The following is a 24899-nucleotide window of genomic DNA, read 5'->3' as shown; positions in this document are numbered from 1 at the left end:
TATGAGGAACCGACAGTCACCACCCACGGACTCCACTCACACCGATCGCGGTCAGGCCTACACGCTCGAGGGGTTCATCGGCGCGATGGTCGTGCTGCTGGCCGTCCTCTTTGCGCTCCAGTCAGTGGTCATCACGCCATCATCCGGCGGACTGGCCGACCGATCGGTCCAGTCGCAGGTCCAACAGGAAGCGCAGGATGCACTCGTCGTCGCCGATCACGACGAGAATATATCAGCGTTGCTCCGCCACTGGGACGAAGACGGCGGCTTTGCAGGTACAAACGGGTCCGTTGCACCCGGTGAGGATCACGAGACGTTCACGCAGAACGAGCTGGAGAACGCTTCCGTTCTGGGTGGGATTCTGAACCAACGGTTCGCGAATCAGGGGTGGAACTACAACCTCGAGTTCCACTACACGGACGGAACTGAGATCGAGACCGAACACAAGACGGCAGTCTATCAGGGAAGTCCGTCGGCAGACGCGATTACAGCAAGTTATACTGTGACTTTGTATGATGGCCAGTACGTTACGCCAGCTAACGACCAAACACTCGAGGAGTTTGCATCGGATTCGGAGAACGAGGATCCCGTGATTCCTCCCGCAGAAGGCGTTGATGATTCGGTCTACAACGTTGTGGAGGTGCGACTGGTCGTATGGTAGCGGACCAGCCTGCCGAATCCCAGAATCGGTCCCGGACTCAGAAACGGAAGCGGACTCGTAACCGTGTTCAACCCGTGCAAGGATCTCCCGGTGATCAGCAGCAACGCCACGGCCGGGGCCAGATCATCCTCATCGGCGCTATCGCACTCGCGTTCATCATCCTCGGTATCGTCGTCGTCTTCAACGGCGTTCTCTACACCGAAACCATCTCTTCGAGTTCAACCAGCCAGAGCGCTGCCGATGTCGAGGTGACCCAGTATGAACTCGAAAACGGTGTGGCTGGGATCGTGCATCGATCTAATCTCGATGATGATGACTATAGCATCAACGGCTATCCATCGCTCTTCCGGAACGTAACGGCGAGTGGGGGCGCTGTGATGACCGATATTGGTATCGAATCGAGCCCGGCCAGTGAGGCGACGGGTGCAACTGGAGATGTTGACGATCTCAACGGTGGGAACATCTCTGCCGACGATCACAACGCGCAGGTCGGCCACTTCGTCCTCGAGATCGAGGAGTTCAACGGCGATGGAATAGTTATCGACAACTCGACCGACTCGACGAGGATCGACAGCGGAACGGTCGGGTCGACTCCTGCACGAATCGATCTTGTCGCTGGCACGGTCAATGGAACCTCTCGATCGGACGTTCCGCAGGTGTTCGATCCCGACACGGAATACGACGACGTGACCGTCACCGTCGGCTCGAACGTCGATGGGACGTACGAACTCGTCGCGAAAGGGGATAATAGCCTGGATACCAGGCTGAACACACACAACGGTGCGTGGGCAGTAACGGCCACGATAACCTACGAATCGAACACAGTCTCGTTCGAGCAAACAGACGATGTCTCGGTCTACGGAGGCGGCACATGAGTTTCGATTCCAGTTCCGCCACCCATTCCCTCGAACGGAGCGATACCGATCGGGGGATGTCGATCGCCGTCACGCACGTGTTGACGATCGGGATCACGACCATCTTGATCGCGCTCTTACTCACCAGTGCTGGCGGGTTGCTCGATACGGAGACGGATCGGTCTGCAGAGCACTCATTAGAGACGATCGGTGAGCGGATTGCCGGTGAAATTGAAAGCGTCGACCGGCTTGGCGACGATACCGTGACGATCAGAGCGTCCCACCCACGAACGGTCGCGAACTCCGGATACACCGTCGAGATAGCCGAAAACTGCGAGGCACCGCTTCTGGATGGCGAAACGGACTGTGTCAAACTCACGTCGAACGGGGCCGATACTGTCGTTTACGTCCCCGTTGTCGTCACCGAAGTAGAGATCAACGAGAGTTCAGCGCCGGGTGGAACAATCGAGATCAGCGCCGATGGGGACTTCCTGACGATCGACGGTGGGAACCGATGAGCGGGCACGATCCAAACCCGCCGCGTTCGTTCCACACCGACGAGCGCGCGATCTCCGAAGTCGTCGCGTTTATCCTCGTCTTCGGTATCATCCTCTCGTCCGTCGCGCTCCTCTCGGTGACCGGCTTCCAGGCGATGGAAGACTATCAGGAAAACGAACAGTTGCGAAACGCCGAGCGGGCGATGGACGCTCTCGCGGAGAACTTCAACGACGTCTTACAGTACAGTGGGATCGAAGAACGCGATAGTGAACTCTCGTTACGAGAGGGGACGGTGACGACCGGAGACGGCGGAACCGAACTGAACGTCTCCGTCGATGGAACCCCGATCACAAACCGATACGGTAGCGAGTTCTACGATCCCGATACGGAGACCGTGACGCTCGGCGAGTTCAGATACGCGGCCGGCTCGGAGACGATCGCCTACGATGGCGGTGCCGTCGTTCGAGAGGGCGAGACCGGCAGTGCAGTCGTAAGACAGCCGCAGGTGATGTGTTCGCCTGAACGCGATCGAGCAGTAATCTCGCTGGTGGCGCTCAATGCGACCGAGCGGTCGATCCAGAGCAGTGATGGACTCCAGTTTACGATGACTCCCACTGATCGGACCGTCGAGATTATCGACGTTTCGGAGGATGTCTCGATCGACGTTGAGGAGTCATCAGCCGAACGCGCCTGGGAAGAGGGCGTTCTCGAGCGCAACGGCTGGAATAACGGCGTGTGTGACAGCGTCGATGAAGTGCTCGTGACGGTCGTTGAGGCGACGATCGAGTACTGATATGAGAGACTGCGCTACGCCCACGCTTCCGTCAGCATCGCTCGCAAGCCGGCCCGTGCCGTAAGGGACTCGACGCGAGCAGCGTGCTCGTCGGCAGTGCCCGCCGTCTCGAGATACAGTCCGTTCGAGAGTTGCTGTGGCGACTCCATCGGAGACCCATCGGCGACGATTGGCTCATCGTTCAGGACCGTCCGCTCGCCATCCGGCGGCTGCCACGGCACGGCAACACCACTCAGTCCGCGTTCGAAGAGGTACTCCGCCGCCTGAACGAGCGCCTGGCGTGAACTCGAATGGCCGATTGCGCCGATCGAACCGCGGTCATTGAAAAACCGGACGACGTAGCTGCCGTCGCCGTCGGTCGTTTCGGTTTCCGTCTCGATGCCGAGTTCAGTTTCGGTATCGACCGTTTCGGTCTCTGACTCCGTCGTCTCTGCCGGGCGATCAGTGTCACTATCAGCGCCCGCCGAGGCTTGCGCATCTGCGGCCACTGACCCCGTCCCCACGGTCTCCTCGTCGGTCGCCGACGAGTCGGTAAACTGAAACGATATTTCGGCCGAGTCTTCGCTAGCTGTCGCTACATGGCTGTCATCGTCCGCAAACACCACGATGAGCTGTTCGACGAATCGCTCCGTTAGCGCCTCGAGTTCGTCAACCCTGTCGCCTTCCGACCGCGTCGTCGAAACGAGTTCAGCGACGAGGGCGTCGACGACTGCCCGGCGCTCGAGGGCGAGTTGCCGGGCGACTGCGGAGCGAGCGCTGGGGTCGAGTTGCTGGCCGATGGTCGACCGGGTGAAGTGATCGACCGAGGGAGCGTGGTCGGCGAGCGAGGCGAGGTCACAGACGAGGTGGTCGACGCCGACGGAGACGGTGTCGGTGTCGGTGTCGGTGTCGGTGTCGGTGTCGGTACTGGTACCGGTGCCAGTGGTTCCAGTACTGTCGGCAAGCCAGATGAACTCGTGGCCGTTCGTGTAGAGAGCGCGGTCGATACCGCTCCAGGTCATCGTTTCGAGGAGGGAGACGGCGCGGGATTGGTCGAGTGTGGCCGCGGCTGGTTCGACGGCGACGAGGAAGGCGGGGACGCCTTCGATTTCGAGGACGTACTCGAGTGGCGTGCCGTCGATAGTCGTATCGGTCGTACACGAGTCTGCGTGGACGTTCCAGCCGAGCGTTTCGAGGAGTGGATCGACGAGCCAGACGCGTGTCGAGGGGCGGTCGGCTGGCGGCGAGGAGTCGATCACGGACTGTGATCGAGCGATGAACGACTGAAGCGCAGCGCCAGTCATGAATCTGTCTCGGGAGAGCGTACTCGGCGGAGGATCATGTAACGCTCGACTACTCTCAGGTGTGGAGGACGGATCTCACGCGCACTGTCACTCGGCTCTTACTCCGAGCCGCCCGTTGGCTCGACGACAGCGGTCTCGGCGTCGATTTCGGAGTCAGAATCGGTATCGCCGTCGGCATTGTCGGCATCGTTGGCATCGTCGGCGTCGTCGGTGGTGTCTGTCTCGCTGTCGGCTGCGGAATCTGTGTTCGTCGCCAGAGTCGCGCCACCAGCCGTATCGGTGTCACCCTCGCTACCGGCCGATCGTGTCTGGGTCGGTTGCTGGCGAGTCTGTTGAGCATCGCCCCGCTGGTAGATCCGAAGGCGGGCATCACGGACCTCGAAGGCGGATTTGAGCGTCGGTGGAATCGTCTCTGCTTTCCCGATCACCAGATAGCCGCCCGGCGTGAGCGATCGGGCGATCGTCTCCAACATCGGCCGTTTGTAGGCGTTGTCGATGTAGATAAACAGGTTTCGGCAGACGACGAGTTCGAATCCGGATTTGGGAGCGTCGTTGATCAAGTCGTGTCGTTCGAACGAGACGGAGCGGCGAATCGTCTCATCGACTCGGTAGGTGCGGTCGCGTTGCTGGATGTACTGATCGGAGGGTCCGTAGTCGTCGAGAAACGACAGTTGGTCACCCAGATCGACGGTGCGTGGTTCCTCGTAGATGCCCGTCCGGGCCGTCTCCAGTGCGGGGACACTGATGTCCGTTCCGAGAATCTCGACCCGCTCGGCGTCGATCGCCGGATCGGCGTGTGCGAGCAGCGATAGCGAGTACGGTTCGCGGCCGTCTGCACAGGCGGCACTCCAGATTCGGATCGGCTCGTCGTCTCCCACGGCACTGTAGTGACGAAGGATCTTCCGGATTCCGTCCCAGACTTCGGGGTTCCTGAAAAAGCCGGTTACGTTGATGCTCAACGCCCCGAGCAGCGCCTCCCGTTCGTCCGGGTCGGAGCGCAATGTCTCGAGGTACTCGAGATACGTATCGCTGCGCGTTCGGCGCATCCGCGAAGCGACCCGTCGGTCGAGATAGCTGTCGTTGTAGTGACTCGTCGCGAACGCGAGTTCGTCCTCGACGTAGCCGATCAGGGCAGCGAATCGCTCGGGATCACCACGAACGTCATCGGGGTCGACGTCGGTACCACCGCTCATAGTTCCGTCACACCTTGATTGCCATTCTCGTCAGAACTTTTCACGAGCAGGGTTCCGGTTTCAGGGGTGAACTCGACGGTTCGGCCGCGGTCGCCGCCGAGATCCGACGCGACGAGCGGGACGCCTAACTTCTCGAGTTCAGCTTTGGCGGCGTCGATGTTGCGCTTGCCGACGCCGTCACCGAAGCTATCGAACTCGAACATGTCGCTGCCGCCGGCGAGTTTCGCCTCGACGGTGGTGTAGCTTGCACCGCGTTCGACCATGCGCCGCAAAAGGGCCCGGATAGCGGTATCCGCGTACTTTCCGGGTTTGCGGTCGCTGTTTTCGGCCTCGTCGCCGTCGGGTAACATGGTGTGGGCGAGGCCGCCGATCTCCGTTTCCGGATCGTACAGTGCGATCGCCACGCACGACCCGAGTCCGTAGGATTTGAGTGTATCGTCGCCGTCGCTGACGGTCAGTTCGGAGATTCCGACCTGAACCGACGTCGGCGCGCCCGGTTCTGTGCCGTAGGTCTTCATGTGTCGGTATCGGTATCCGTGCCAGTACCAGCGCCACCGTCAGTGCCAGTACCGGTAACGTTCTGGAATTCGGCCGTCGTCGGTTCCTCTTCGATCCGATCCACGTCGAGATCGTTTAGCGCCCGTTCGAGGTCGGACTCGTCCGGAATCGCATAGACTTCACAGTCGAACTCGCGTCCGGCGGCCACGATAACGGTATCAAAGACGAACGCGAACTCCTGGTCCTCGCCGAGTTGGATCACGACGGGATCGACGGCCGCAGCCCCGATATCGTGGATGAACTCGGGCGTCGAGTGGTCGATCGTCGTATCGAGCACGTTCGCCCAACCGTCGAGAAACCCGCTCGCCATGATATTTCCCAGCTCCTGGATTGCGCTCTGGCCCATCTGGCCGAAGCCCTCCGTCTCCTCCGTGTCACCAGCCCCCGTCGGCACCATGGCGTCGACGATTTCGTTTGCGGATTCCTCGTCGAACAGGAATAAGAGGTAGCCACTTGGTACGCCGTCGAACTCGAAGGCGACGCCGACGAGTCGTTCATCGGGCACCTGCTCGGGAATCGTCTCCAGGGAAACGAAATTGAGCCGGCGAATCTCGACGCTCGTATCGATACCGGTCAGCGTCGTCGCCGTCTTGGCAACCTCTTCGGCACCGCGTTCGGCCATCCGGTCGAAGCCGTCGAGTTTGTCGTACTCGATACCGCCGCTGGTCCGGAGCCGATCGAGCAACGCCGCCATCGACTCGCGTTCGGGAAACAGATAGTGACTGAACCCGACCTGGGTCTCGACCGTCTCGATCTGACTCTGAAAGAGCAACGCGAGGTCGTCGCCCGCGGGTGCCTTCTCGACCTCGTCGAAGAAGGTATCCGCCGAGCGCCCCTCGACGAACTCCGGCGTCGAGACATCGATAACGGTTTCGAGCACGTCGGCCCAGCCGTCGATGAACCCGTTGTTCATGATGTTTCCAACCTCCGTCGCAGCGCTGCGGGTCATCTCGTTGAACTCGTCGAGTTCACCGGCCTCGCCCGAGAGTTCGGACTCCGTGTCCGTGTCCGTAGCTGACTCCTCGAGTAAACTCTCGACGATCCGCAGGGCGTTCTCGCGCTCGAAGACGATGACCGAGTAGCCCTCGATCGCCCCGGTGAGTTCGACCCGAACGCCGACTTTCGACGTCGAATCCTCGAAGTCGCGTCGGATCTCCCGACCGCGCATGAAGTTGAGTTTCGTCACGCCAGCCCGGGTCTCGACGTCAGTCATGTGTGTCAACCGCCCCGCTGCCAGGCCGGCCCCCTCTCGAGCCATTCGGTAGAACGTCCCGAGTGCGTTGACGTCGAGTTTCATGCGGTTTGAACGTCGATACCGTTGACCAGTTCGACGAACTCTTCTAGGTCCGGGAACGCGTAGATCTCGGCCTCGATCTGGTAGCTCGGCACCGTCAGGTCCGAGTCAAAGAACAGGGCGAGATCGTCGTTTCCGAGCCCGGCTGTCCGGGTAACGATTTCTTCACCGGGAGCGTAGACGAGCTGTGGTGCCGCGGTATCGATCATCCGCCCCATCACGTCGGCCCAGCCGTCGATGAAGCCACTCGCCATCATGTTCCCCATCTCCTCGACGGCGCTTCTGGCCATCTTTCCGGAGACATCGGACATATCATCGACGACATCGTTGAGCATGATCGCCGTGATCTTCTTCGCGCTCTCTTCCGGGAACAGGATGAGAATGTGCCCGTGTGGCGGGTTGAGAAGGCGAACGCGCACCCCGACTCGCTTGCCGGGTTCGAGTTGCGAATCGATGTCGTCAACATCGATAAAGTTCGTCTTCATCACCTCCATCTGGGCGTCCTCCCCGGTCAGTTTGGTCATGTTGTCGGCGACGCCGTTCGTCCCGACCTTTGCCATTTCGTTAATGAAACTCAGTTTCCGAATGTCGACCATCAGCGTCATGAATTCCTCCGTCGATATGCGTCAGTGTCTGCAACCGCAACCGGTTCTCCGTGTCTCGATTTCGATACCGTTCCATTCATAGTGTCGTCACATCTAGAATATTGACAATTTTCCCGCGGCCACGAACCGTTGCGCCGCTGAGCCCCGGCAGATTTGCCATGAACCCTTCGAACGGCTTGACAACGACTTCTTGCTGGCCGTAAACGGCGTCACAGCGAAGCGCGATCGGTCGCACATCCTCGCGGATCCGAACGACCATCCCGCGTGCCGGACTTCGCGGACCCGGCCTGTCGTCTCGGCTGTCCGTTGCAGCCGGCCCAGATCGTGCTCCGGCCGTGGCTGTGTCAAGTGCGGTGCCTGCACTGGTCTCGGTGCTGGCACTGGTATCCGTCTCCGAGCCGGCTGCCGGCTCGTCGGTCACACCGAGTTCTTCGTCGAGTCGAATCACCGGTGTTCCCCGTTCCTGCGTACTCTCGTCGGTATCGTCATCGTCGGTGGCTGTCGCATTCTCATCATCGTTACCAACATCATCTCCGTCGGTCTCTACAGCCCCCACCCCAGCCTCGACGTCGACCTCGACACCACGGTCCGTCTCGCTACTTCCAGCACTATCCAGCAAGACCGCCTCACCATCGACTTCCTCGACCAGTTCGACCGGAACGATATCCGAAACCGCCTTCGTCGGAATACCGAACTCTTCGCCGCCGCTTTCGACGAATAGCACGTCGTCGATCGCGATAGACACGGGAACCGACATCGTCACGGTCGTTCCCTCATCCGGTTCGGCCTCGATCGAAACTGACCCATCGAGGTCCTCGATCGTCCGCTTGACGACGTCCATGCCGACGCCGCGGCCACTGACATCCGTGACCCCTTCGGTCGTCGAGAAGCCAGGGTGGAAGACGAGATCTGCAACCGATTCGTCGTCCAGTGCAGCGGCGTCATCCGCAGAGAGGATGCCTTCTTCGACCGCTTCAGAGCGAAGCCGCTCGGGATCGAGACCACTGCCGTCGTCCGACACTGTGATCACGACTCGATCCCGCGAGCGAGACGCCGAAACCTCGACAGTCCCCTCTTCCGGTTTGTCGGTGGCGTCCCGCTCTTCGGGGGATTCGATCCCGTGATCCACCGCGTTTCGGACGAGGTGGATCAACGGATCTCGAAGTTGGTCGAGAATGCTCCGGTCGAGTTCAACGTCCTCGCCGCTCATCTCGAAGGCGACGGTCTTGCCCTGGTCGCGGGCGATATCGCGCACGACGCGCGGCAGTCGGTTCGCGACCGTCCGAAGCGGAACGAGTCGGACGTCCATCACCGTCTCCTGAAGGTCCGTCGTCAGGTCCTCGAGGTCGTCGAGTTCGTCGGTGATCGCACCGGTGTCGGCAATAGACTGGCCGAACTGGCCGGATTCGACCTCGTGGCGGAGCCTGACGCGACTCGTCACCAGCCCCTCGACGAGCGTGAGCAGTTCGTCGATCTGCTCGACATCGACCCGGACGGACTGGATTTCGTCAGTCTCCTGGTCCGTGTCCGGCCGTTCGACCGTTTCCGGGACGGTGATGTCGGGGATCTCGAGGGCCGGTTCGTCGATGCGTGGCGAATCCGTCGCGGAGGATTCTCCGCTGAATGCAGCGCCACCGTCCGAACTGTCTGCGCTCGAGTCGGGTGTCGTCTCGAACCCGGAATCGGTCCCGACATCGGCGGCTGAATCGAAGTCGGATTCGAACGGCTGTGGCTCGTTCTCGAGTTCTTCGTCGAGATCCGCGAACGCGTCGTCGAAGCCACCGAATCCGTCCAGGTCGTCCGTTGCGGAGTCACTCCCGGGATCTGCTTCGGCTGGCGTTTCTGTTTCCGCCGTCGACGAATCGTCGACTTCTGCATCGAGGCTGCTCGTGAACGCCTCGGCATCGGCGGCGTCCGCTCTATCGATGTCGTCAAACGCGACGTCATCGTCGGTGACTGACGGATCGAAAGCGGTCTCGACTTCGCTGAACGCGCTGTCTCCATCGGCCTCCTCATCACTGCCTCTCTCGACATCGGTGGTGTCGAAGTCGGCGTCCGTGGGTTCGAACTCGGGAGTCGTCGATCCCGACTGTGAATCAAACCCGGACGCCTCGGCGACAGGTTCCGACTCGTCCAAGGCCGTGGAATCGCTGTCTTCGTCGCCGAAACCGGTTGTATCTCCTGTTTCAGCCGTCTCGGCCGCCGCTGTCTCGGCTCCCGACTCGACTCGCCCGTCATCCTCGCTTGCCACAGTCTCGTCGGTCGAGTCATCCGTCGGCGTCGACAGCGTCGAGTCGGACTCGAATTCGTCGCCATGAGCGGCTCCACTGAACTCCCCAGTATCGCCCTCAGCGTTCGGTTCGATACCAGCATCCGATTGCTGGGTACTATCTGCTGATTCGGCATCGACCGCGGACGCATTGTCAGCGGCGACACTGGGATCGTCAGTGGCGGGTGATGCCGTCTCATCTGACCCGATTGTCTCGTTCGTTTCGTCCGCCTCGTTCGCCTCGTCGAACCACGCCGCAGTCTCACTACCGTCGGTCGACGAACCACTGAGCGGATCGGCGTCCGTCTCAGCCGCCGTCTCCGATGCCGTCGCTGACTCCCGCGTCGTGGCCGTTGTAGACTCGGCATCCGACTCGAACTCGAACGCGGATGCGGATGCTGTTTCGGGTGCAGTGTCGTCCGAACCGGCCGTCTCTACAGACGTTTCTGAATCGAACTCGAACGTATCGTCAGCAACCGATTCGGCCGCCTCCTCGGGTGATTCGGTCGACTCGGGTGATTCGGCCGGTTCAACCGCTCCGTCCGCAGTGTCGGCCCCGGGTTCGGATTCGGTATCACGTTCGGACGCAGACTCGGATGCGGATGCGGCTCCAGCTGCAGATTCGGACTCGGCGACCCCACCAGCATCAGTCTCGCGTTCCTGCGCATCGGCCGTCTCGTCTGTACCAGCAGACTCCTCACCGACAGCATTGGACGCTAGCGTCTCACCACCGTTATCGTCCGCAGATACCGACGCGTCGTCGGCGACCACCAGCTCATCGAGTTCAGCATCGGATACGGACTCGACTTCGTCCGTGTCCAGGGGGTCACCGGCGAGGAACTGCTCGTCCGCGTCGGCCGCATCACCGAGGAGTTCGTCCATGCTGACCTCGTCCTCCTGGTCGAACTCGTCGAACTCGAGTTCGGCGAGTTCCGCCTGGAGTTCGTCGAAGCCGACGGTGTCGACCTCGTCTTTGAGTTCTGCGAAGACGGCCTCCGCGTCGTCGACATCGTCGCTTTCGTCGCTTTCGTCGCTTTCGTCGGGGGCAGCCGTCGCAGAGGCCTGTTCCGTTTCAGTCGCCGTAGTCGAGCTGTCCGAGGAATCGGAGGCGTCGGTTTCTGTGCTCCCGTCGGCTGAGTCCGGGCCCGTGCCCGTATTTAGGCCCGCATCTGCCGTTGCGGATGGATCCGACGGTGCCGGACTCCCGAGGTCGAGATCGTCGACATCCGCGTCGGCGTCTGCAAGCAAATCGTCGAACGCGCCCGCATCGCCCATGTCGTCGAAGACATCGAGGTCGCTATCGTCGACCTCCTCGACTTTCTCGTCTAAGTCGTCGAACTCGGTGAACTCGTCGAGAAGGTCGTCGACTTCGAGTTCCTGTGCCTCGTCGGCGCTGAGTTGGCTGCCGGGTTCGGCAGTCGTTGTGTCGGCTGTCTCCTCTCTGTCGGCGATGAGATCGTCGAACTGCGTCGTTACGTCGACGAGTTCGAAGTCGGCGACTTCGCCGACGGGATCGAGTCCGGAGGCGATCGCGTCCTTGCCGACTGCACTGCCGAAGACGGCGTCGAAGGTCGTGCCGTAAGCGCCGTCCGCGACGGTCGATCGATCGGGGTCGGTCCCGATCAGATCGAACGCGTCGATCAGCGCTTCGACGACCAGAATGCCGTTGTCGATCTCCTTGTGGTCGTCTTTTTCGCCATCGTCAGCCACCTCGATTCGTGCGAGGTAGGCGTTGTGGTTGTCGTCCGCTGGGGGCTCGAACTGCGAGAGAACGCGCTCTATTTCGGCCGTCGAGGGCGAGGAAAGACCGTCCGTTTCCGCGGCCGGCTCGAGTTGCGCCCGGAGGGAGTCGATCGTCGCCGATGGATCGGTTTCGATCTCGCCCTCGAGGGCGACCTCCTCGACCATCCGTTCGAGTTCGTCGACGGCGTCGAAGACGGCGTCCATCAGTTCCGGCGAGACCGTCAGCCGGTTCCGGCGAACGGCGTCGAGAACGTCTTCGATTGCGTGTGCGAGGTTGCTCGCGGATTCGAGTCCTGCAGCACCGCAGTTGCCCTTGAGCGTGTGCGCGATCCGGAAGATATTGTCCATCGCTGCTTCGTCGTCCGGATTGCGCTCTAAGGTCAGCAATGCGTTGTTCAGTTCGGTAATCCGGTCTTCGCTCTCGCGAACGAAATCGGTCCAGTAGTCAGTCATCGCTCTCACCTTCGCTGCCGTTGCCGGTGTCAGCGGCCGTAAACGCATTCAGGATCGTCGGCACGACTCCCGTATCGGGGACGACCGTGTCGACGCATCCCGTTTCGATCGCCTGACAGGGGATGCCAAAGACCGGGCTCGTCGCCTCGTTCTGGGCGATGGTGTAGCCGCCAGCGCCCTGGATCGCTTCGATCCCGGCGGCTCCGTCGCTTCCCATTCCCGTTAACACGACGCCACAGAGCGGTCCCGCGACCTGCTCGGCAGCGGTCTCCATCGTCACGTCGATCGCCGGCCGCAGTCCGTGGCGACGCTCGCCGTCGTCGAGTGCAACGCGAAGCGACTGCGTGCGCGTTCGGCCCGCCGTCGTGTCGGCATCGATCTCACGCTCGCTATCCGTTACCCGCAGATGGGAGCCGCCCGCGGCGACGACCGCCTCGCCGGGTCCGATCCGAGCACCGTCCGTCGCCTCACGGACCGCGTACTCGCTGTGCGCGTCGAGTCGTGCCGCGAACCGGTCGGTGAACTCGGGCGGCATGTGCTGGACGACGACGACCGTCGCCTCGAGCGCAAGTGGCAACCGAGCGAACAGTTGTTCGACGATCTTCGGGCCGCCGGTCGAGGCACCGATAACGATAACCGGCGCATCGGTCGCGCTGAACTCGTCCGTGTCGGATCGAGCGCGGTCAGCCGCCGGCGTTGCGGTCGCCGGAGATGACGGCGTTTCGGGGCCTGCTGGAGACGAGTTCACTGACGATGCTGTCGAGCCGATACTCGTACTCGCATCCGCTCCCGTCGTCCCCGCCGGCGTCGCGGATCGGGACGGTGCGTCGGCGACTTGCGTGGACGAGGAGTTGGCGACGTGCGTCGAGGTCGCGTGTGCACTCGCCGCAGCGCGGGCGAGTGCGAGCGAGGACACGTCGGCGGCCGCGAGTTCGTCGACCTTCGCGACGACATCATCGGCGAGGTGGCCGATGTTTCGCGATCCCGACCCGTCGGGCTTGTGCAGGAAGTCGATCGCCCCGCGTTCGAGAGCGTCGAGCGTCGCGTCGGTGCCCTCGCCGGTGTAGGCGCTGAGCATGAGAATCAGCGTCGGATTATCGGCCATGATCCGTTCTACGGCCTCGATACCGCCCAGTTCGGGCATTTCGACGTCCATCGTCACGACGGCCGGGTCGAACGACGCGACGATATCGACCGCTTCGACCCCGTTCGTCGCCGTTTCGACCTCGTAACCGGCCTCGGTGAGCGCGTTGCCGATGACTGTTCGCATGAATCTCGAGTCGTCGACAACGAGTACTCGCGTCATGCCGCAATAACGTCTGTCAGCGCCTTCCTGACGCTTGGCTCCTCGAACGGTTTCGTGACGTAGCCGTCAGCGCCGGCCTTGACGGCGAGTTTCATCTTCTCTCGCTGCCCGACACTCGTACACATGATGACGCGAGCGTCGGGATCGATCTTCTTGATCGCCGCCGTCGCCTTGATCCCGTTGCACTTGGGCATCACGATGTCCATCATCACGATGTCGGGATCGTGTTCTTTGTACAGCTTGACCGCTTCAGCACCGTTTGACGCCTCCCCGATGATGCGGTGATCCTGTTCCAGGATCTGTCGCAGTAAATTCCGCATAAAATGTGAGTCGTCTACGATGAGCACCCCTGTCGACATTCACTAGTACACCACAGTCCGGTAGCGATACAACTACCATAAATGCTGTCTCCCGATTATCAGACGTGATAAGTGTCGATACCAATCCGACGCCGCTCTCGGGTCAGGACTCGAGTTCAGCCGACGAGGGCTCGATCGGGCCGGAGGCGAGCAGGAGTTTTTCGACGTCGATGACTGGCGTCACCTCGATGATCGTCCGTGGATCGTCCTCTCGTTCGTTTTCGCGGTCGTTTTCGCGGTCGTTTTCGCGGTTGTCTGCGGCGCGATCCGCGCTGGCAGCCGTCGGTGATTCCAGCGTAGCGTCGGTATCGGCGTCACCCTCGGCGCTGAACTCGTCGGCCGATTCGATGACGGCTGCACTGCTCGTTCCGACGCTGCCCGCGTTGGCTGCCGTCGTTTCCGAACTCCGCGTTTGGCCGCGTCGTCGTTCCGTTCGCTCTTTCGTGACGAGTTCGCTGACGAGCGGGTGTTCGAGTGCGTCACCGGAGAGGTCGCTGTCGTCGATGGTGGTCGAGTCGAAGACGTTGCTTTCGGGGACGGCATCGACGCCGTAGACCTGCTCGACGCGGATCGCAGCGGACTGGTCGTCCGAGCCGCGGTCGAAGACGAGGAGCTGTTCCCGCTCGGCAGTGTGCGTGGCCGTTTCGGACGGTGACTGGAGCGCGTTTTGCGCTGCACCGGCAGCCGCTTTCGAGGCCGGCGCATCCGCCGCCTTCGGCGGGAAGTGCACGGTGGGGTCGATTACGGCCGTGATATCGCCCCGAAGATCCGTGATGCCCGCGATCGCCTCGGGGGTACGCGGGACGCTTGTCAGGTCGTCCGGCCGGTCGGTCGTCGTCCGCACGTCGGCGACGGGAACGGCGAGCCGGTAGCCACCGACCCCGAACCCGACGACCCGAACCCGGTCTTCTTCGTCCTCTTGATCGATCGTCGACTGCTGTGAACGGGCGTCTGCATCGTCGATGTCGATTCCAAGCAGTTTCTCGGGCAGATCCGGGGCCATGTTCCTGTTGGTGTATTCCAGTCCAGTGGTAAAACGTTGACTCCTGTGGATGTCAGCCGTGTTGATAGTGACGTTTAATCGACACGCCATCCCGCCACCCGCTGTGACTCTCACTGTCGCCGGTCCTTCTTTCGAACTGCACAAAGTACTTGGCACCACCCTCGAAGGTCACACATCACTATGACGTCGGCTGCAAACGACCCCACGGTCGACACAGCGTCCTCCAGCGATTCCGACCAACTCCGCGTTCTCACCTTCGACCTCGGCGACACCCGCTACTGCGTCCGCGCCGAGGCCGTTGCCTCCGTTCTCAGTATCGCGGATACCGACGGCCTCGACGCAACCGCCGATCCGTGGAACGCTGGCAGCGTCGCCGTTTCCGGTGAGCAGGTTCGCGTCGTCGATCTCCACCGCATCTTCGAATCGACACGCCGCCCCGTCTCCGAGCTCTCGGAGCCGCTTCTCCTGGTGTTCACCGATACCGACGCCGACGGGCGACACTACGGCTGGCTCGTCGACGATGTGGACGTTACGAAAACCGTCTCCCGCACTGAACTCGAACCGACGCGAACGAGTACCCGATTCGTTACCGGACGGATCGAGTTCAGTGCGGGCGGGGACGACGATGGAACGGCGGTCGTCTTCCTCGACGAGGAAGCGATTCACGGCTAATTCGACCCGGTCTCTCGAATAGCGAACTGGTGCAGCCTCGCCGCGTGTGACCGTTACCGGAGTCCTGGCGGCGGGCCGTCGTTGTCGTCGTCTTCGAGTTCGACATCGAGTCCCAACTCCTCGCGTTCCTGCTGGAGTTGCTTGACCTGCCGGTAGTAGTAGGCGATCCCGATCGAGCCGATCACGACGACCAGGCCGACGAGTCCGAGGAACAGCGGGATGTACCCCGTCTGGTAGTAGCGAAGCGAGATCGTACTGTCGAGTTCGTCCCAGGTGAGTCGCTCCCGGTCGTCGACGACTTCCCGATCGTAGCCGCCCGGTCTGGCGTTTCCGAGGAGGAAGTTCGAGGTGCGGTGGCCCTCCGGCACGGTGACCTCGTAGGATCCCGAAACGTAAGCGGGCAACTGGAACGTGTTACTCCCGGCCTGCCCCGACAGCGCAATCGTTCCGTTGCCGTCCGGAACCTGGACGTTGGTACTGGACTGGCCCTGATCGATCTCGAGTTCGGATCCCGTCACTTCGGTGCCGTTCGGATACCAGTAGCGGACGCTGTGGATGTCGAGCGGTTCCTCCTGGTAGAACGACGATCGGTACAACGAGAGCTCGTCGGTGTCGTTTAGATCGTAGACGGCGCGGAACTCGCCGTTGCTGATGAGGTTGCCGCCTTCGATGTCGATCGCCACGTCGGAATCGGAGTCGCGGAGATCGTCGTAGGACTGGTTGCGGTCGAGTTCGTCGTCGGAGATGCCGCCACCGAAGGCCGAACAGCCGGCCAGGCCGACGAGGAGGACGACTGCGACCGAAGCGAGAACGAGCCGGCGGTTCATGTTAGGGGACGACACATCGCAGTTCGGCCGGGAGGTACTCACCGATGCTCGCGAGCAACCCGGGCGGGTCCGTGTTCTCGGTGCAGATGACGCTCTGTTCGAGGAGTCCGAGCCGTTCGATCGTGACGTAGTCGTGGGCGTGGCCCGCGCGGTTGAGCGTGGCCCGAACCTCCGCACGGGTCGCGCTGTTGACGTTGAGCCGACCGTCGCCGCGGCTCCACTCGTAGAGGCGGTCGCGTTCTTCGTCCGCGAGCCGCGAGGGGGGTTCGGCTCCGGCCTCAGGCTCGCCATCACCGCCGCTACCACCGTAGACGAACCGCATCGGCATGTGTTGGACCAGCCCGTACCGATCGCGGATCTGCGTCGGCGAGCCGGGACCCAGTCCGAGTTCGGCCGCCGGAATCCGGACCGGCTGGCCGGCGTCGAGGACGAGTCCGTCCTCGTCCCAGGATTCGAGCGTGCCGACGTAGGTCTCGCCGGCCTCGAGATCGGGGACGATCTCGCCGAACTCCTCGCGGAGCACGTTTCGCGCGACGGTTGCGTCCTCACCCTCGATTGTGACCGACGGGAAGTCGTCGTGGCGCACCCCGAGTTCGAACTCGACTTCGAGGTCGCCGATTTCGTTGCCGACCAGCGACCGCAAGGAGTCAAGTGCCCGTTCGCGGGCGTCGCCCTCGACGTACAGTTTGGTTGCGAGTACGACCATTCTATCGATCAGGCGTCCACATCCACGTTGGCATCGATATTGAGTTCGTCCTCCAGCGCCGCGAGACGGTCTTCCATCGCCGTCACGAGCCGGTCGTTGTCCATCGATTCGAGCGGCGAGCCACACTCGGGACACTCGAAGCCGAAGTCCATGGCCTCGCCGAACTCGAACCGGATCGAGCAGATTTCACAGAGATAGAACTCGTGGTTGCGTTCGTACTCCTGGCGCTGTTCTAAGGCCTCGTGGAGTCGGTACATCTCCGATTCGAGGTTTTCGGGGATGTTGTCGTACTCGAAGGTCCACAGGTAGGTGAGCCAGCCCGAGTCCTCGTCGCGCAGCCGGCGGTAGCTGGCGAGGTCGTTCTCGTACAGGATAAACAGCGCACGCCGCACGTCGTTCAACTCGAGATCTAGGTCCTCTGCGAGCTCCTCGTCGGTCACTTCCCCGTCCGGCGGTGCCGCCGCGACGGGCATCCCCTTGGGACCGACCAGCTCGTGCAAGTACTTCTGGATGACTGGATCCTCGAGCAGGTCCTCAAAAGCCATTACCTATCCGTAACGCCATGTGGCAATTAAGTCTTTTGAGGGACGCCGCCTCGATCCGGCGGCGGTGTCGATCCCAGCTCGTCGACGGTCCATACGGACTGCTGTAAGTCATTTCCGGCGCAATCGCAGGACGGGCGCGGTTGCGCCGGTAAATCGGTACAGCAGACCGTATCAGAGCAGGCTGTCGTCTTGCTCGCTCTGGGTTTCGGATTCTCCGCTTCGGTCGTTCTGTGTGGGTTCTTGGCCCACGTCTTGATCTCGACCGTGATCGTGACCCTGGCCCTGGCTGCGATCGGCATCTTGCTCTTCCTGAGGAGTGGCTTCCTCCCAGCCGAGGGTGACCGTGACCGCCTCGCGCTCTCCGCCGAGCATCGGCGATCGCTCCTCGACTTCGATCGCGTACTCGAGGGGCTCTCCCGGTGAGAGCGCCAAGAGTTTATTGCCGACCTGAATGTCCGCGGTGGGGCCGCTCTCGAGTTCAGCGGCGATCGCTCGCAGTCGGTCGGCGGCCGCTTCTCGTGACGTTTCGTCTTCGTACGTCGTCGTGTCGGCCATAGGACTCCTGGCACCGAACGGACACAAATAGGTTGGCCGGGAAGGGGCAGGCCGCGCGGAGAAACCGTGGTCCGGTACTTACGGTGACGCGTCGGTATCGTCGTCTGTTGACACCGATTCGACCCGCTTGCCGGTCTCCATCGGGACGACCGTCCGATCGGCGTCGGCCCACTCGCGTTCGAGTTCAGCGCCCTCGAACAGTCGGTCGAGAAAGACCGCCAGGCCGGCGACTTCGGAGTGGGGCTGGTTGGTGACGCCGACGTTCCAGTCGGCGTCCTCGTAGACGTCGAACGAGACCTTTTCGGAGCCGACGACGAGGAGTAGCGGCTCGCCGTCGTCCCGGTGGACCTCGCGGATGTCGGCCTCGACGTCCTGGATGCGTTGGCCGTACATGGTGAGATGGACGACGTGCCCCTTCCAGTTGCGGATTAAGGAGTGGGGTGAATCCGTCAGTTCGGCCGTGAAAGGGCCGCCGAAGCGATCCGTGATGTCGTCGACGGTGTCTTTCGACTGACCGGCGTTATCGGGGAACCAGACGCGGTCGGCACCGAGCGCGCGGGCGGTCAATCCCACGTGGGTCGTCATCCGCTCGTCCCGGCCGGGACGGTGGCCGAGTCGGAGGACGGCGACCGCCGGACCGTCCGGAGTGTCGTCGTGCATGCTCGGATGCAGTTTCGGCGCGGGTTAGGGGGTTTCGCTTTCGAATCAGCCCTGTGCGGCCAGCGATCGTCGGTGAACTACTTTGAGATCCGATGGCAATACACGCGCATGGACAAGATCAACGACGCCGCACTCGAGTGGGACGAGTACGATCACGGAGCCACGGCTTTCCGCCGAAAAGAACTCTCGAACGCCGTGGGCGCGAGTGAACTCGGCTGTAGCCTCTACGAACTGCCGCCGGAAATGCGCTCGTGGCCCTACCACTATCACACGGCGAACGAGGAGGCGCTGTACGTGCTGGCGGGAGAGGGGCAACTCCGCTATACTGACGGCGAGCAATCGCTGACCGCGGGCGATTACGTGACGCTTCCGTCCGACGAACGGGGCGGCCACCGCGTCGTCAACGACGGCGACGACCCGCTTCGCTATCTGGCACTGTCGACGATGAACGAGCCTGACGTGACGGTGTATCCCGAGATGAACAAATTCGGCGTCTTCGTCGGTTCGCCGCCGGGCGGACGGGGCGAGCGACCGTTTCACGGCTACTACCGGATCGACGACGAAACGGAGTACTGGGACTCCTGACGCGATCCGAAGCGATTGATATTAGTTAGCACGCGACTAGTGGACGGTATGCCCAACGAACCGAACGACGAGCGGTGGTCGTCGATCACTGGCGGTTTCGTCGTTCCGATTGCCGGTCTGCTGGCGCTACTGTTCGCCGTGATGGCCGGAATGAGCGTCCAACCGGCCCTCTCCGGATCGCCGTCGGATCTGGCGACGCCGATCATTTTCGCCGGCGTTGCGCTGCTGTGTTTCCGGGTGAGACAACGAGGGCTCGCGGCTCGAGCGGACGACTGAGACGCGCCGTCGCGCTCGGACAGGCCCGCGTCACGCGTCACTGCTGTTTGGCCTGCTCGAGCGAGAAGAAAAACCCGTAGTAGGCGATGACACCCGAGAGCATGAACATGTAGTAGGCCCACGTGGGCGCGTCCAGGAAGACGAACTCGAAGAGGAAGCTCACGAGCCCGACCCAGACGACGGCGAACAGCAGATCGTAGACCATTCCGGTCCCGTTCTCCGTGACGTGTTCGCGCAGCCGGTCGGCGACGCTCATGAGCGGACTCCTCTCGACTGGATGACTGCTGTGTGTATCATGTCGAAATAGTGTGATCGATTGGCTGCTGTCGTGTGTCCGATTCAGTCGTCCTCGACGTGGTCGACGACCAGCACGGGAACGTGCGTCGAGCGGAGCACGCGTTCGGTGACGCTACCGAGCAATGCTCGTCGGACGCCCGACCGACCGTGACTGCCGATCACGATCAGGTCGATGTCGTTGTCCTCGGCGTAGTCCGCGATCATTCGATGTGGCTGGCCGCCGGCGTGGCGCTCGTAGGCGGTCAGCCCGGCCGCCTCGGCCGCGTCCGTGACGTAGCCGGTCGCCGCCTCGGCGTCCTCGCGCAACTCCGTCATCTCCCTGAACTCGCCCTGTCGAATGCGGTCGACCTGTTCGGTGCCGAGTCCGTAGGCGATCGCGTCGGTGTCGGCGACGAACAGCGAGTGAACCTCCGCGTCGTACTGCGCGGCGATATCGATCGCCTGTTCAACCGCCGCCTGTGCGACCGTGCTCCCGTCGGTCGGAACGAGTATACGCTCGTACATGATCAGTCGTCCGCGGGCGCGTTAGCATTGCCGTTCTTTTCGGCGACGATGTCCGCCGCGGTCTTGTCGCTCGGCATCGGGTCGGGGCTGTGACACTGCCGAACCATCTGCTTGGTCTCGAGCGGCGGCTCGGTGGTCGCGAGCGAGACGACGATCGTGATCGCGAACACGATCGGCGTCCCGATGAGCGCCGAACCGATAGCCGGCATCCAGGTCGTAAGCACATCGATCCCCCAGCCGGGGCCGAAGTGACCCTCGTTGAACATCGGGATGAGCCAGATGATCAGGCCGGAGATCATCCCGGCGAGCGCGCCCGGTCGGTTGGTGTTCTCCCACCAGAGACCGAGGAAGAACATCGGGAACAGCACGATGGCGGCAAGCGAGAACGCGAACGAGACCAGCGCGGCGATCGCTGCCGACGGGTCGAGCGCGAAGATTATCGTGAGCGCCCCGATCAGGATGATGCTCAGGCGACCGACGAGGACCTGCTGGCGCTGGGTCGCGTCCTCGTTGATGATGTTCGCGTAGATGTCGTGGGAGATCGCCGACGAGGCGGCGATGAACAGGCCGGCCGTCGTCGCGACCGCCGCGGCGATGCCGCCGGCGGCGACGAAGCCGACGAACCACTCGGGAAGTCCGGCGAGCTGCGTTGCTAACACGACGAGCACGTCACCGGCCGCGCCGGTCATTCCGGGATCGCCGTAGACGGCACCGATCTGGTCGCCGTACAGCGCGGTTCCGAACGCGGCGAAGGCGGGTGCACTCAGGTACAACAACGCGATGAAGAACAGCCCCCAGGTACACGACCAGCGGGCGACCCGTTCGTTCTCGACCGTGTAGAACCGGACCAGCACGTGCGGGAGTCCGCACGTCCCGAAGACGAGGCTGAAACACGTCGCGATCCACAGGTAGTAGCTCCCCTCCGCAAACGGTTCGGAGAACTCGGAGGCGAGACTGTCGATCATCATGCCGTACTCGAGCTGCGGTAACAGCGTGGAGTATCCTGCGGTCCAGCCGGTAACCAGCAGTCCGAGCAGGAACGCGCTGATGAGGATAACGTACTGCAGGACCATGTTCTTGGTCGCGCCGAGCATCCCCGACAGCGAGAGGTACGCGACGGTGATGACCATGAAGATCACCATCATCGTCTGGTAGCCGGTCAGCACGCCGCCGGTGACCGCCGACCAGTCGCCGAGAATGTACATCCCGACGAGCCCCATCCCGCGGGCCTGTCCGAGCGCGTAGACGAACCCGATCAGGAACGTGGTGATGGCCGCGAGAGCGCGTGCGGTATCGGAGTTGAACCGGTCGCCGACGAAGTCCGGCGCGGTGTACTTTCCGAACCGCCGCATCTGGGCGGCCATGAAGATCAGCAGGACGAAGTAGCCGGTCGTCCAGCCGACGACGAACGCCAGGCCGTAGACGCCCGAGACGGCGACGGTGGCCGCCACCCCGAGATACGTCGCGGCCGACATCCAGTTGGCTCCGATCGCCATTCCGTTCTCGATATTCCCGATCGATCGGCCGGCCACCCACATGTCGTCCGTGTTCGCGGCCTTGAACATGAAGCCGGCCACGATGAACAACAGCATCATCCCGATGACGATGATCGACGGAACCAGTTTGAACGAAATGTCGAGTCCTTCCGGGAGCAATGCTTCGTCCGACTGCAACGGAATCGTCTGTAGTGCACCGACCGCAAAATCCGCCAGCAACGGGACGTTCCCGCTCATTCGCCGATCCCCCCATCAGCCGCGGCCGCGTCGTCCGCAACGGTCTCGGTCATCTCCGGTTCGGCAACGTCCTGTGAGATCCCGTACTTCTCGTCGATCTGATCGCGCTTTCGCGCGTACCAGACCGAGAGGACGAGCGCCGCCCCCGGTCCGACGACCGCAAGCAGGAGGTAGTGCAACGGGAATCCGATTACCGGTATCTGCGTCGTCATGATCTCGGGTGCAAGACGCGTCGCCGTAATCGGCGCAAATGTCGTCAAGACCCAAATCGTAAAGCCGATCCATATGATGCGGAGGTGATCCCGCATAAATGGGGTCGCCGGCTTCAACAGGTTGATTTCGACGTCCATGTAGTCGATTTGCTGTTCGCGCTCGACGTCGGTCATCCCCCCGTCAGTCGCAACGTCTTTGCCACCGTCTTCCGAATCATGAGTGTTTTTATCTGGCATGGGTGTGTATGTCGTATCGCGTCTATGTCTTGTTTCAGTCCGAATGAATCGGTGGAAACGAACTGATTCAGTCCGTTTCGACCTGTGCTGCGATGTCGTCGACGACCTCGGGGTTCCGAAGCGTCGACGTGTTTCCGAGTTCGTTTCCGCTCGCGATGTCTTCCAAGAGTCGGCGCATGATCTTGCCCGAACGCGTCTTCGGGAGTTCGGGCGTGAAGATCACGTCTTCGGGTTTCGCGATGGGGCCGATGGAGTCGAGGACGGCCTCTCGGGCGCGCTCTTCGAGTTCAGCGTCGCCCTCGTAGTCGTCCTCGGGAATGGCGTAGACGTAGACGGCTTCGCCTTTGACCTCGTGGTCGCCGCCGACGACGGCGGCTTCGGCGATGCCGTCGACGCCGACGACGGCGGATTCGATCTCCATCGTGCCGAGGCGGTGGCCGGAGACGTTGATCACGTCGTCGACGCGGCCGAGGATCGTGATGTAGCCGTCGTCGTCGATCTTGGCACCGTCCTCGGGGAAGTAGACCCATTCGTCGGCGTCCTCGTCGGAGTACTCCTGCCAGTACTCGGAGAGGAACCGCTCGTCGTTGTTGTACAGCGTCCGGAGCATGCCGGGCCACGGTTTGTTGACGGTGACGTAGCCGGCCTCGCCGGCGTCGACCTCCTCGCCTTGTGTGTCGACGACGCGGGCATCGAGGCCCGGCAGCGGCGGCCCCGCGGAGCCGGGTTTCATGGTGTTGACGCCCGGCAGCGTCGTGATCATCATCCCGCCGGTTTCGGTCTGCCACCAGGTGTCGACGATCGGGCACTCCTCGCCGCCGATGTGTTTGTAGTACCACTTCCAGGCGCGCGGGTTGATCGGTTCGCCGACGGTGCCGAGCAGGCGCAGCGACGAGAGGTCGTGTTCCTCGGGGTAGTCGCTGCCCCACTTCATGAACGCCCGGATCGCGGTCGGTGCGGTGTAGAAGACGTCGACGCCCTCGCGTTCGACGATCTCCCAGAGGCGATCCTTGTCGGGATAGTCCGGCGTGCCTTCGTACATCACCGACGTCGTCCCGAGCGCGAGCGGCCCGTAGACGATGTAGGAGTGGCCCGTGATCCAGCCGATGTCGGCCGAACACCAGTAGGTGTCCTCGGGTTCTAAGTCGAGGACGGCGTGGCTGGTCCAGGCCGTGTAGGCGAGGTAGCCGCCGGTCGTGTGTTTCACCCCCTTCGGCTGGCCCGTCGTCCCCGACGTGTACATCAGGAACAGCATGTCCTCGGCGTCCCGCGAAACCGGCTCGACCGACTCGCCGTCGTACTCGGCGACGAGTTCGTCGTAGTCGCGCTGGTTGTCGGCGAGCGAGTGGTCGAGGTCGTCGCCCAGTCGGTCGACCACGACGACGTCGGAGACCTCGTGGTCGACGCCCTCGAGGCCCTCGTTGGTCTTCGAGAGGTGATCGAGCGCGTCGCCGCGGCGGTAGTAGCCGTCGCAGGTGACCAGGTATTCGCTGTCGGCCGAGTTCATTCGCGTCGCGAGCGCGTCCGCAGAGAAGCCGGCGAAGACGACGCTGTGGGGTGCCCCGAGGCGGGCGCAAGCGAGCATCGCGATCGGCAACTCCGGAATCATCGGCAGGTAGAGCGTGACGACGTCGTCTTCCTTGACGCCGAGACCGCGAAGCGTCGCGGCGAACGTCTCTACCTCCTCGAGCAACTCGCCGTAGGTGTAGCTGCGGGTCTCCCCGAGTTCACCTTCCCACTTGATCGCCTCGCGATCGGCCGCACCGTCCTCGATGTGGCGGTCGAGGCAGTTGTACGAGGCGTTGAGCTCGCCGCCGGTGAACCACTCGTAGAACGGTTCGTTTCCGTCGTCGAGGACGGTATCGTACGACTCGTCCCACGAGAGGAGATCGGCGGCCCGCTCCCAACACTCGGGCCAGTTCTCCTCGAACTCGTCGTAGATCCCCGGATCCGTAACGTTAGCCTGCTCGACGAACGACTCGGGCGGTTCGAACGCCTCCTGCTCCGCGAGCCGCGCCTCGAGCGTGGCATCCTCCTGTGACATGATACAGACTATCAATGCGGGACCGCCATAGTAAAGCCAGCCTCTAGGTGTACAAACCAACGCGACCGGTTTTGCGGACGGATCGCCACAGTTGCCCCGCGAACTGACCACAATCGGCGAGATCACACAGCAGATTCGTCGACAGACCGAACGAATGATCGCCGTCTGAGCCCC

The 24899-nt window shown here is 62.5% G+C and carries 25 protein-coding genes and 1 pseudogene; 7 read left to right on the top strand and 19 right to left on the bottom strand.

From position 1 onward, the window contains the following. Position 1 precedes the first annotated feature (1 nt). The 4 genes from C480_RS02825 (at position 2) to C480_RS02810 (ending at position 2806) form a co-directional block, all read left to right on the top strand. The gene (locus C480_RS02825; RefSeq protein WP_006664106.1) at positions 2–661 is read left to right on the top strand and encodes a DUF7288 family protein; all 660 of its coding nucleotides are present in this window, start codon (positions 2–4) and stop codon (positions 659–661) included. A gap of 74 nt (positions 662–735) precedes the next feature. Continuing rightward, positions 736–1536, top strand: coding sequence for a hypothetical protein (locus C480_RS02820; RefSeq protein WP_006664105.1), 801 nt, complete (start codon positions 736–738; stop codon positions 1534–1536). Then, on the top strand, positions 1533–2033 hold the full coding sequence (locus C480_RS02815) for a DUF7266 family protein (RefSeq protein WP_006664104.1): 501 nt from the start codon (positions 1533–1535) through the stop codon (positions 2031–2033). Before C480_RS02820 ends, C480_RS02815 begins: the two co-directional genes overlap by 4 nt. Beyond that, positions 2030–2806 (top strand): DUF7289 family protein, encoded by a 777-nt coding sequence (locus tag C480_RS02810; RefSeq protein WP_006664103.1) that lies wholly within the window; start codon positions 2030–2032, stop codon positions 2804–2806. The genes C480_RS02815 and C480_RS02810 overlap by 4 nt, the downstream gene beginning before the upstream one ends. 14 nt (positions 2807–2820) lie before the next feature. On the opposite strand, the gene C480_RS02805 is transcribed toward C480_RS02810, so the two are convergent. From C480_RS02805 to C480_RS02765, 9 genes and pseudogenes are all read right to left on the bottom strand, one after another. Next, on the bottom strand, positions 2821–4089 hold the full coding sequence (locus C480_RS02805) for a hypothetical protein (protein ID WP_006664102.1): 1269 nt from the start codon (positions 4087–4089) through the stop codon (positions 2821–2823). A gap of 299 nt (positions 4090–4388) precedes the next feature. Then, positions 4389–5282, bottom strand: a pseudogene (locus C480_RS02800) (CheR family methyltransferase); the annotation flags it as partial. Then, complete coding sequence (locus tag C480_RS02795) at positions 5279–5800, bottom strand: chemotaxis protein CheD (protein ID WP_006664100.1); 522 nt, start codon at positions 5798–5800, stop codon at positions 5279–5281. The gene C480_RS02795 and the pseudogene C480_RS02800, both read right to left, overlap by 4 nt. Continuing rightward, positions 5797–7137, bottom strand: coding sequence for a chemotaxis protein CheC (locus C480_RS02790; protein WP_006664099.1), 1341 nt, complete (start codon positions 7135–7137; stop codon positions 5797–5799). The genes C480_RS02795 and C480_RS02790 overlap by 4 nt, the downstream gene beginning before the upstream one ends. Next, complete coding sequence (locus C480_RS02785; RefSeq protein ID WP_006109569.1) at positions 7134–7739, bottom strand: chemotaxis protein CheC; 606 nt, start codon at positions 7737–7739, stop codon at positions 7134–7136. The genes C480_RS02790 and C480_RS02785 overlap by 4 nt, the downstream gene beginning before the upstream one ends. A gap of 76 nt (positions 7740–7815) precedes the next feature. Then, positions 7816–12204, bottom strand: coding sequence for an ATP-binding protein (locus tag C480_RS02780; protein WP_006664098.1), 4389 nt, complete (start codon positions 12202–12204; stop codon positions 7816–7818). Then, positions 12197–13510 carry a chemotaxis-specific protein-glutamate methyltransferase CheB gene (gene cheB, locus C480_RS02775; protein WP_006664097.1) on the bottom strand — a complete coding sequence of 438 codons (1314 nt, stop codon included), beginning with the start codon at positions 13508–13510 and terminating at the stop codon, positions 12197–12199. The genes C480_RS02780 and cheB overlap by 8 nt, the downstream gene beginning before the upstream one ends. Next, positions 13507–13869, bottom strand: a complete 363-nt coding sequence (cheY, locus tag C480_RS02770) for a chemotaxis protein CheY (RefSeq protein ID WP_004214542.1) — start codon at positions 13867–13869, stop codon at positions 13507–13509. The genes cheB and cheY overlap by 4 nt, the downstream gene beginning before the upstream one ends. Positions 13870–13972: 103 nt before the next feature. After that, positions 13973–14872 (bottom strand): chemotaxis protein CheW, encoded by a 900-nt coding sequence (locus C480_RS02765; protein WP_006664096.1) that lies wholly within the window; start codon positions 14870–14872, stop codon positions 13973–13975. Positions 14873–15052: 180 nt separating this feature from the next. Between C480_RS02765 and C480_RS02760 the strand changes: the two genes are divergently transcribed. Further along, entirely contained in the window at positions 15053–15544 is a 492-nt protein-coding gene (locus C480_RS02760) for a chemotaxis protein CheW (RefSeq protein ID WP_006664095.1), read from the top strand. Between the two features lie 53 nt (positions 15545–15597). Here C480_RS02760 and C480_RS02755 read toward each other — a convergent pair whose 3' ends face one another. The 5 genes from C480_RS02755 to C480_RS02735 form a co-directional block, all read right to left on the bottom strand. Then, positions 15598–16371, bottom strand: coding sequence for a DUF5803 family protein (locus tag C480_RS02755; RefSeq protein WP_006664094.1), 774 nt, complete (start codon positions 16369–16371; stop codon positions 15598–15600). A gap of 1 nt (position 16372) precedes the next feature. Continuing rightward, positions 16373–17077 (bottom strand): DUF2110 family protein, encoded by a 705-nt coding sequence (locus C480_RS02750; protein ID WP_006664093.1) that lies wholly within the window; start codon positions 17075–17077, stop codon positions 16373–16375. An 8-nt stretch (positions 17078–17085) separates the two neighbouring features. Beyond that, positions 17086–17622, bottom strand: coding sequence for a transcription factor E (gene tfe, locus C480_RS02745; RefSeq protein WP_006664092.1), 537 nt, complete (start codon positions 17620–17622; stop codon positions 17086–17088). 171 nt (positions 17623–17793) lie between these two features. Further along, positions 17794–18177, bottom strand: a complete 384-nt coding sequence (locus C480_RS02740) for an amphi-Trp domain-containing protein (protein WP_006664091.1) — start codon at positions 18175–18177, stop codon at positions 17794–17796. Between the two features lie 78 nt (positions 18178–18255). Then, positions 18256–18837, bottom strand: a complete 582-nt coding sequence (locus C480_RS02735; RefSeq protein WP_006664090.1) for a tRNA (cytidine(56)-2'-O)-methyltransferase — start codon at positions 18835–18837, stop codon at positions 18256–18258. Between the two features lie 108 nt (positions 18838–18945). On the opposite strand from C480_RS02735, the gene C480_RS02730 reads away from it, so the two are divergent. Further along, entirely contained in the window at positions 18946–19422 is a 477-nt protein-coding gene (locus C480_RS02730) for a cupin domain-containing protein (protein ID WP_006664089.1), read from the top strand. Between the two features lie 48 nt (positions 19423–19470). Continuing rightward, the gene (locus C480_RS02725; protein ID WP_006109557.1) at positions 19471–19698 is read left to right on the top strand and encodes a hypothetical protein; all 228 of its coding nucleotides are present in this window, start codon (positions 19471–19473) and stop codon (positions 19696–19698) included. A 37-nt stretch (positions 19699–19735) separates the two neighbouring features. Here the strand turns inward: C480_RS02725 and C480_RS02720 are convergent, their stop codons facing one another. From C480_RS02720 to acs, 5 genes are all read right to left on the bottom strand, one after another. Continuing rightward, positions 19736–19954 carry a hypothetical protein gene (locus tag C480_RS02720; protein WP_006664088.1) on the bottom strand — a complete coding sequence of 73 codons (219 nt, stop codon included), beginning with the start codon at positions 19952–19954 and terminating at the stop codon, positions 19736–19738. An 83-nt stretch (positions 19955–20037) separates the two neighbouring features. Continuing rightward, positions 20038–20499 carry a universal stress protein gene (locus tag C480_RS02715; RefSeq protein ID WP_006664087.1) on the bottom strand — a complete coding sequence of 154 codons (462 nt, stop codon included), beginning with the start codon at positions 20497–20499 and terminating at the stop codon, positions 20038–20040. A gap of 2 nt (positions 20500–20501) precedes the next feature. Beyond that, a complete protein-coding gene (locus C480_RS02710) occupies positions 20502–22232 on the bottom strand; it encodes a sodium:solute symporter family transporter (protein WP_006664086.1) in 1731 nt (576 codons plus the stop codon). Then, complete coding sequence (locus tag C480_RS02705; protein ID WP_006664085.1) at positions 22229–22681, bottom strand: DUF4212 domain-containing protein; 453 nt, start codon at positions 22679–22681, stop codon at positions 22229–22231. Before C480_RS02705 ends, C480_RS02710 begins: the two co-directional genes overlap by 4 nt. 67 nt (positions 22682–22748) lie before the next feature. Beyond that, positions 22749–24725, bottom strand: coding sequence for an acetate--CoA ligase (acs, locus tag C480_RS02700; protein ID WP_006664084.1), 1977 nt, complete (start codon positions 24723–24725; stop codon positions 22749–22751). Positions 24726–24899 lie beyond the last annotated feature (174 nt).

The sequence above is a fragment of the Natrialba aegyptia DSM 13077 genome (assembly GCF_000337535.1).
GTDB classification, from domain to species: domain Archaea; phylum Halobacteriota; class Halobacteria; order Halobacteriales; family Natrialbaceae; genus Natrialba; species Natrialba aegyptia.
This window is presented reverse-complemented; position numbering and strand designations above follow the sequence as displayed.

Excerpts from the sequence above, each read along its gene's own strand:
- tfe (WP_006664092.1), bottom strand. The coding sequence starts at position 17,622 with ATGGCTTTTGAGGACCTGCTCGAGGATCCAGTCATCCAGAAGTACTTG.
- C480_RS02810 (WP_006664103.1), top strand. The coding sequence starts at position 2,030 with ATGAGCGGGCACGATCCAAACCCGCCGCGTTCGTTCCACACCGACGAG.
- C480_RS02750 (WP_006664093.1), bottom strand. The coding sequence starts at position 17,077 with ATGGTCGTACTCGCAACCAAACTGTACGTCGAGGGCGACGCCCGCGAA.
- C480_RS02795 (WP_006664100.1), bottom strand. The coding sequence starts at position 5,800 with ATGAAGACCTACGGCACAGAACCGGGCGCGCCGACGTCGGTTCAGGTC.
- C480_RS02735 (WP_006664090.1), bottom strand. The coding sequence starts at position 18,837 with ATGCACGACGACACTCCGGACGGTCCGGCGGTCGCCGTCCTCCGACTC.
- C480_RS02780 (WP_006664098.1), bottom strand. The coding sequence starts at position 12,204 with ATGACTGACTACTGGACCGATTTCGTTCGCGAGAGCGAAGACCGGATT.
- C480_RS02715 (WP_006664087.1), bottom strand. The coding sequence starts at position 20,499 with ATGTACGAGCGTATACTCGTTCCGACCGACGGGAGCACGGTCGCACAG.
- C480_RS02730 (WP_006664089.1), top strand. The coding sequence starts at position 18,946 with ATGGACAAGATCAACGACGCCGCACTCGAGTGGGACGAGTACGATCAC.
- C480_RS02825 (WP_006664106.1), top strand. The coding sequence starts at position 2 with ATGAGGAACCGACAGTCACCACCCACGGACTCCACTCACACCGATCGC.
- C480_RS02740 (WP_006664091.1), bottom strand. The coding sequence starts at position 18,177 with ATGGCCGACACGACGACGTACGAAGACGAAACGTCACGAGAAGCGGCC.
- cheB (WP_006664097.1), bottom strand. The coding sequence starts at position 13,510 with ATGACGCGAGTACTCGTTGTCGACGACTCGAGATTCATGCGAACAGTC.
- C480_RS02720 (WP_006664088.1), bottom strand. The coding sequence starts at position 19,954 with ATGAGCGTCGCCGACCGGCTGCGCGAACACGTCACGGAGAACGGGACC.
- C480_RS02705 (WP_006664085.1), bottom strand. The coding sequence starts at position 22,681 with ATGCCAGATAAAAACACTCATGATTCGGAAGACGGTGGCAAAGACGTT.
- C480_RS02790 (WP_006664099.1), bottom strand. The coding sequence starts at position 7,137 with ATGAAACTCGACGTCAACGCACTCGGGACGTTCTACCGAATGGCTCGA.
- C480_RS02755 (WP_006664094.1), bottom strand. The coding sequence starts at position 16,371 with ATGAACCGCCGGCTCGTTCTCGCTTCGGTCGCAGTCGTCCTCCTCGTC.
- C480_RS02760 (WP_006664095.1), top strand. The coding sequence starts at position 15,053 with ATGACGTCGGCTGCAAACGACCCCACGGTCGACACAGCGTCCTCCAGC.
- C480_RS02765 (WP_006664096.1), bottom strand. The coding sequence starts at position 14,872 with ATGGCCCCGGATCTGCCCGAGAAACTGCTTGGAATCGACATCGACGAT.
- C480_RS02725 (WP_006109557.1), top strand. The coding sequence starts at position 19,471 with ATGCCCAACGAACCGAACGACGAGCGGTGGTCGTCGATCACTGGCGGT.
- C480_RS02805 (WP_006664102.1), bottom strand. The coding sequence starts at position 4,089 with ATGACTGGCGCTGCGCTTCAGTCGTTCATCGCTCGATCACAGTCCGTG.
- C480_RS02815 (WP_006664104.1), top strand. The coding sequence starts at position 1,533 with ATGAGTTTCGATTCCAGTTCCGCCACCCATTCCCTCGAACGGAGCGAT.
- C480_RS02710 (WP_006664086.1), bottom strand. The coding sequence starts at position 22,232 with ATGAGCGGGAACGTCCCGTTGCTGGCGGATTTTGCGGTCGGTGCACTA.
- acs (WP_006664084.1), bottom strand. The coding sequence starts at position 24,725 with ATGTCACAGGAGGATGCCACGCTCGAGGCGCGGCTCGCGGAGCAGGAG.
- C480_RS02785 (WP_006109569.1), bottom strand. The coding sequence starts at position 7,739 with ATGACGCTGATGGTCGACATTCGGAAACTGAGTTTCATTAACGAAATG.
- cheY (WP_004214542.1), bottom strand. The coding sequence starts at position 13,869 with ATGTCGACAGGGGTGCTCATCGTAGACGACTCACATTTTATGCGGAAT.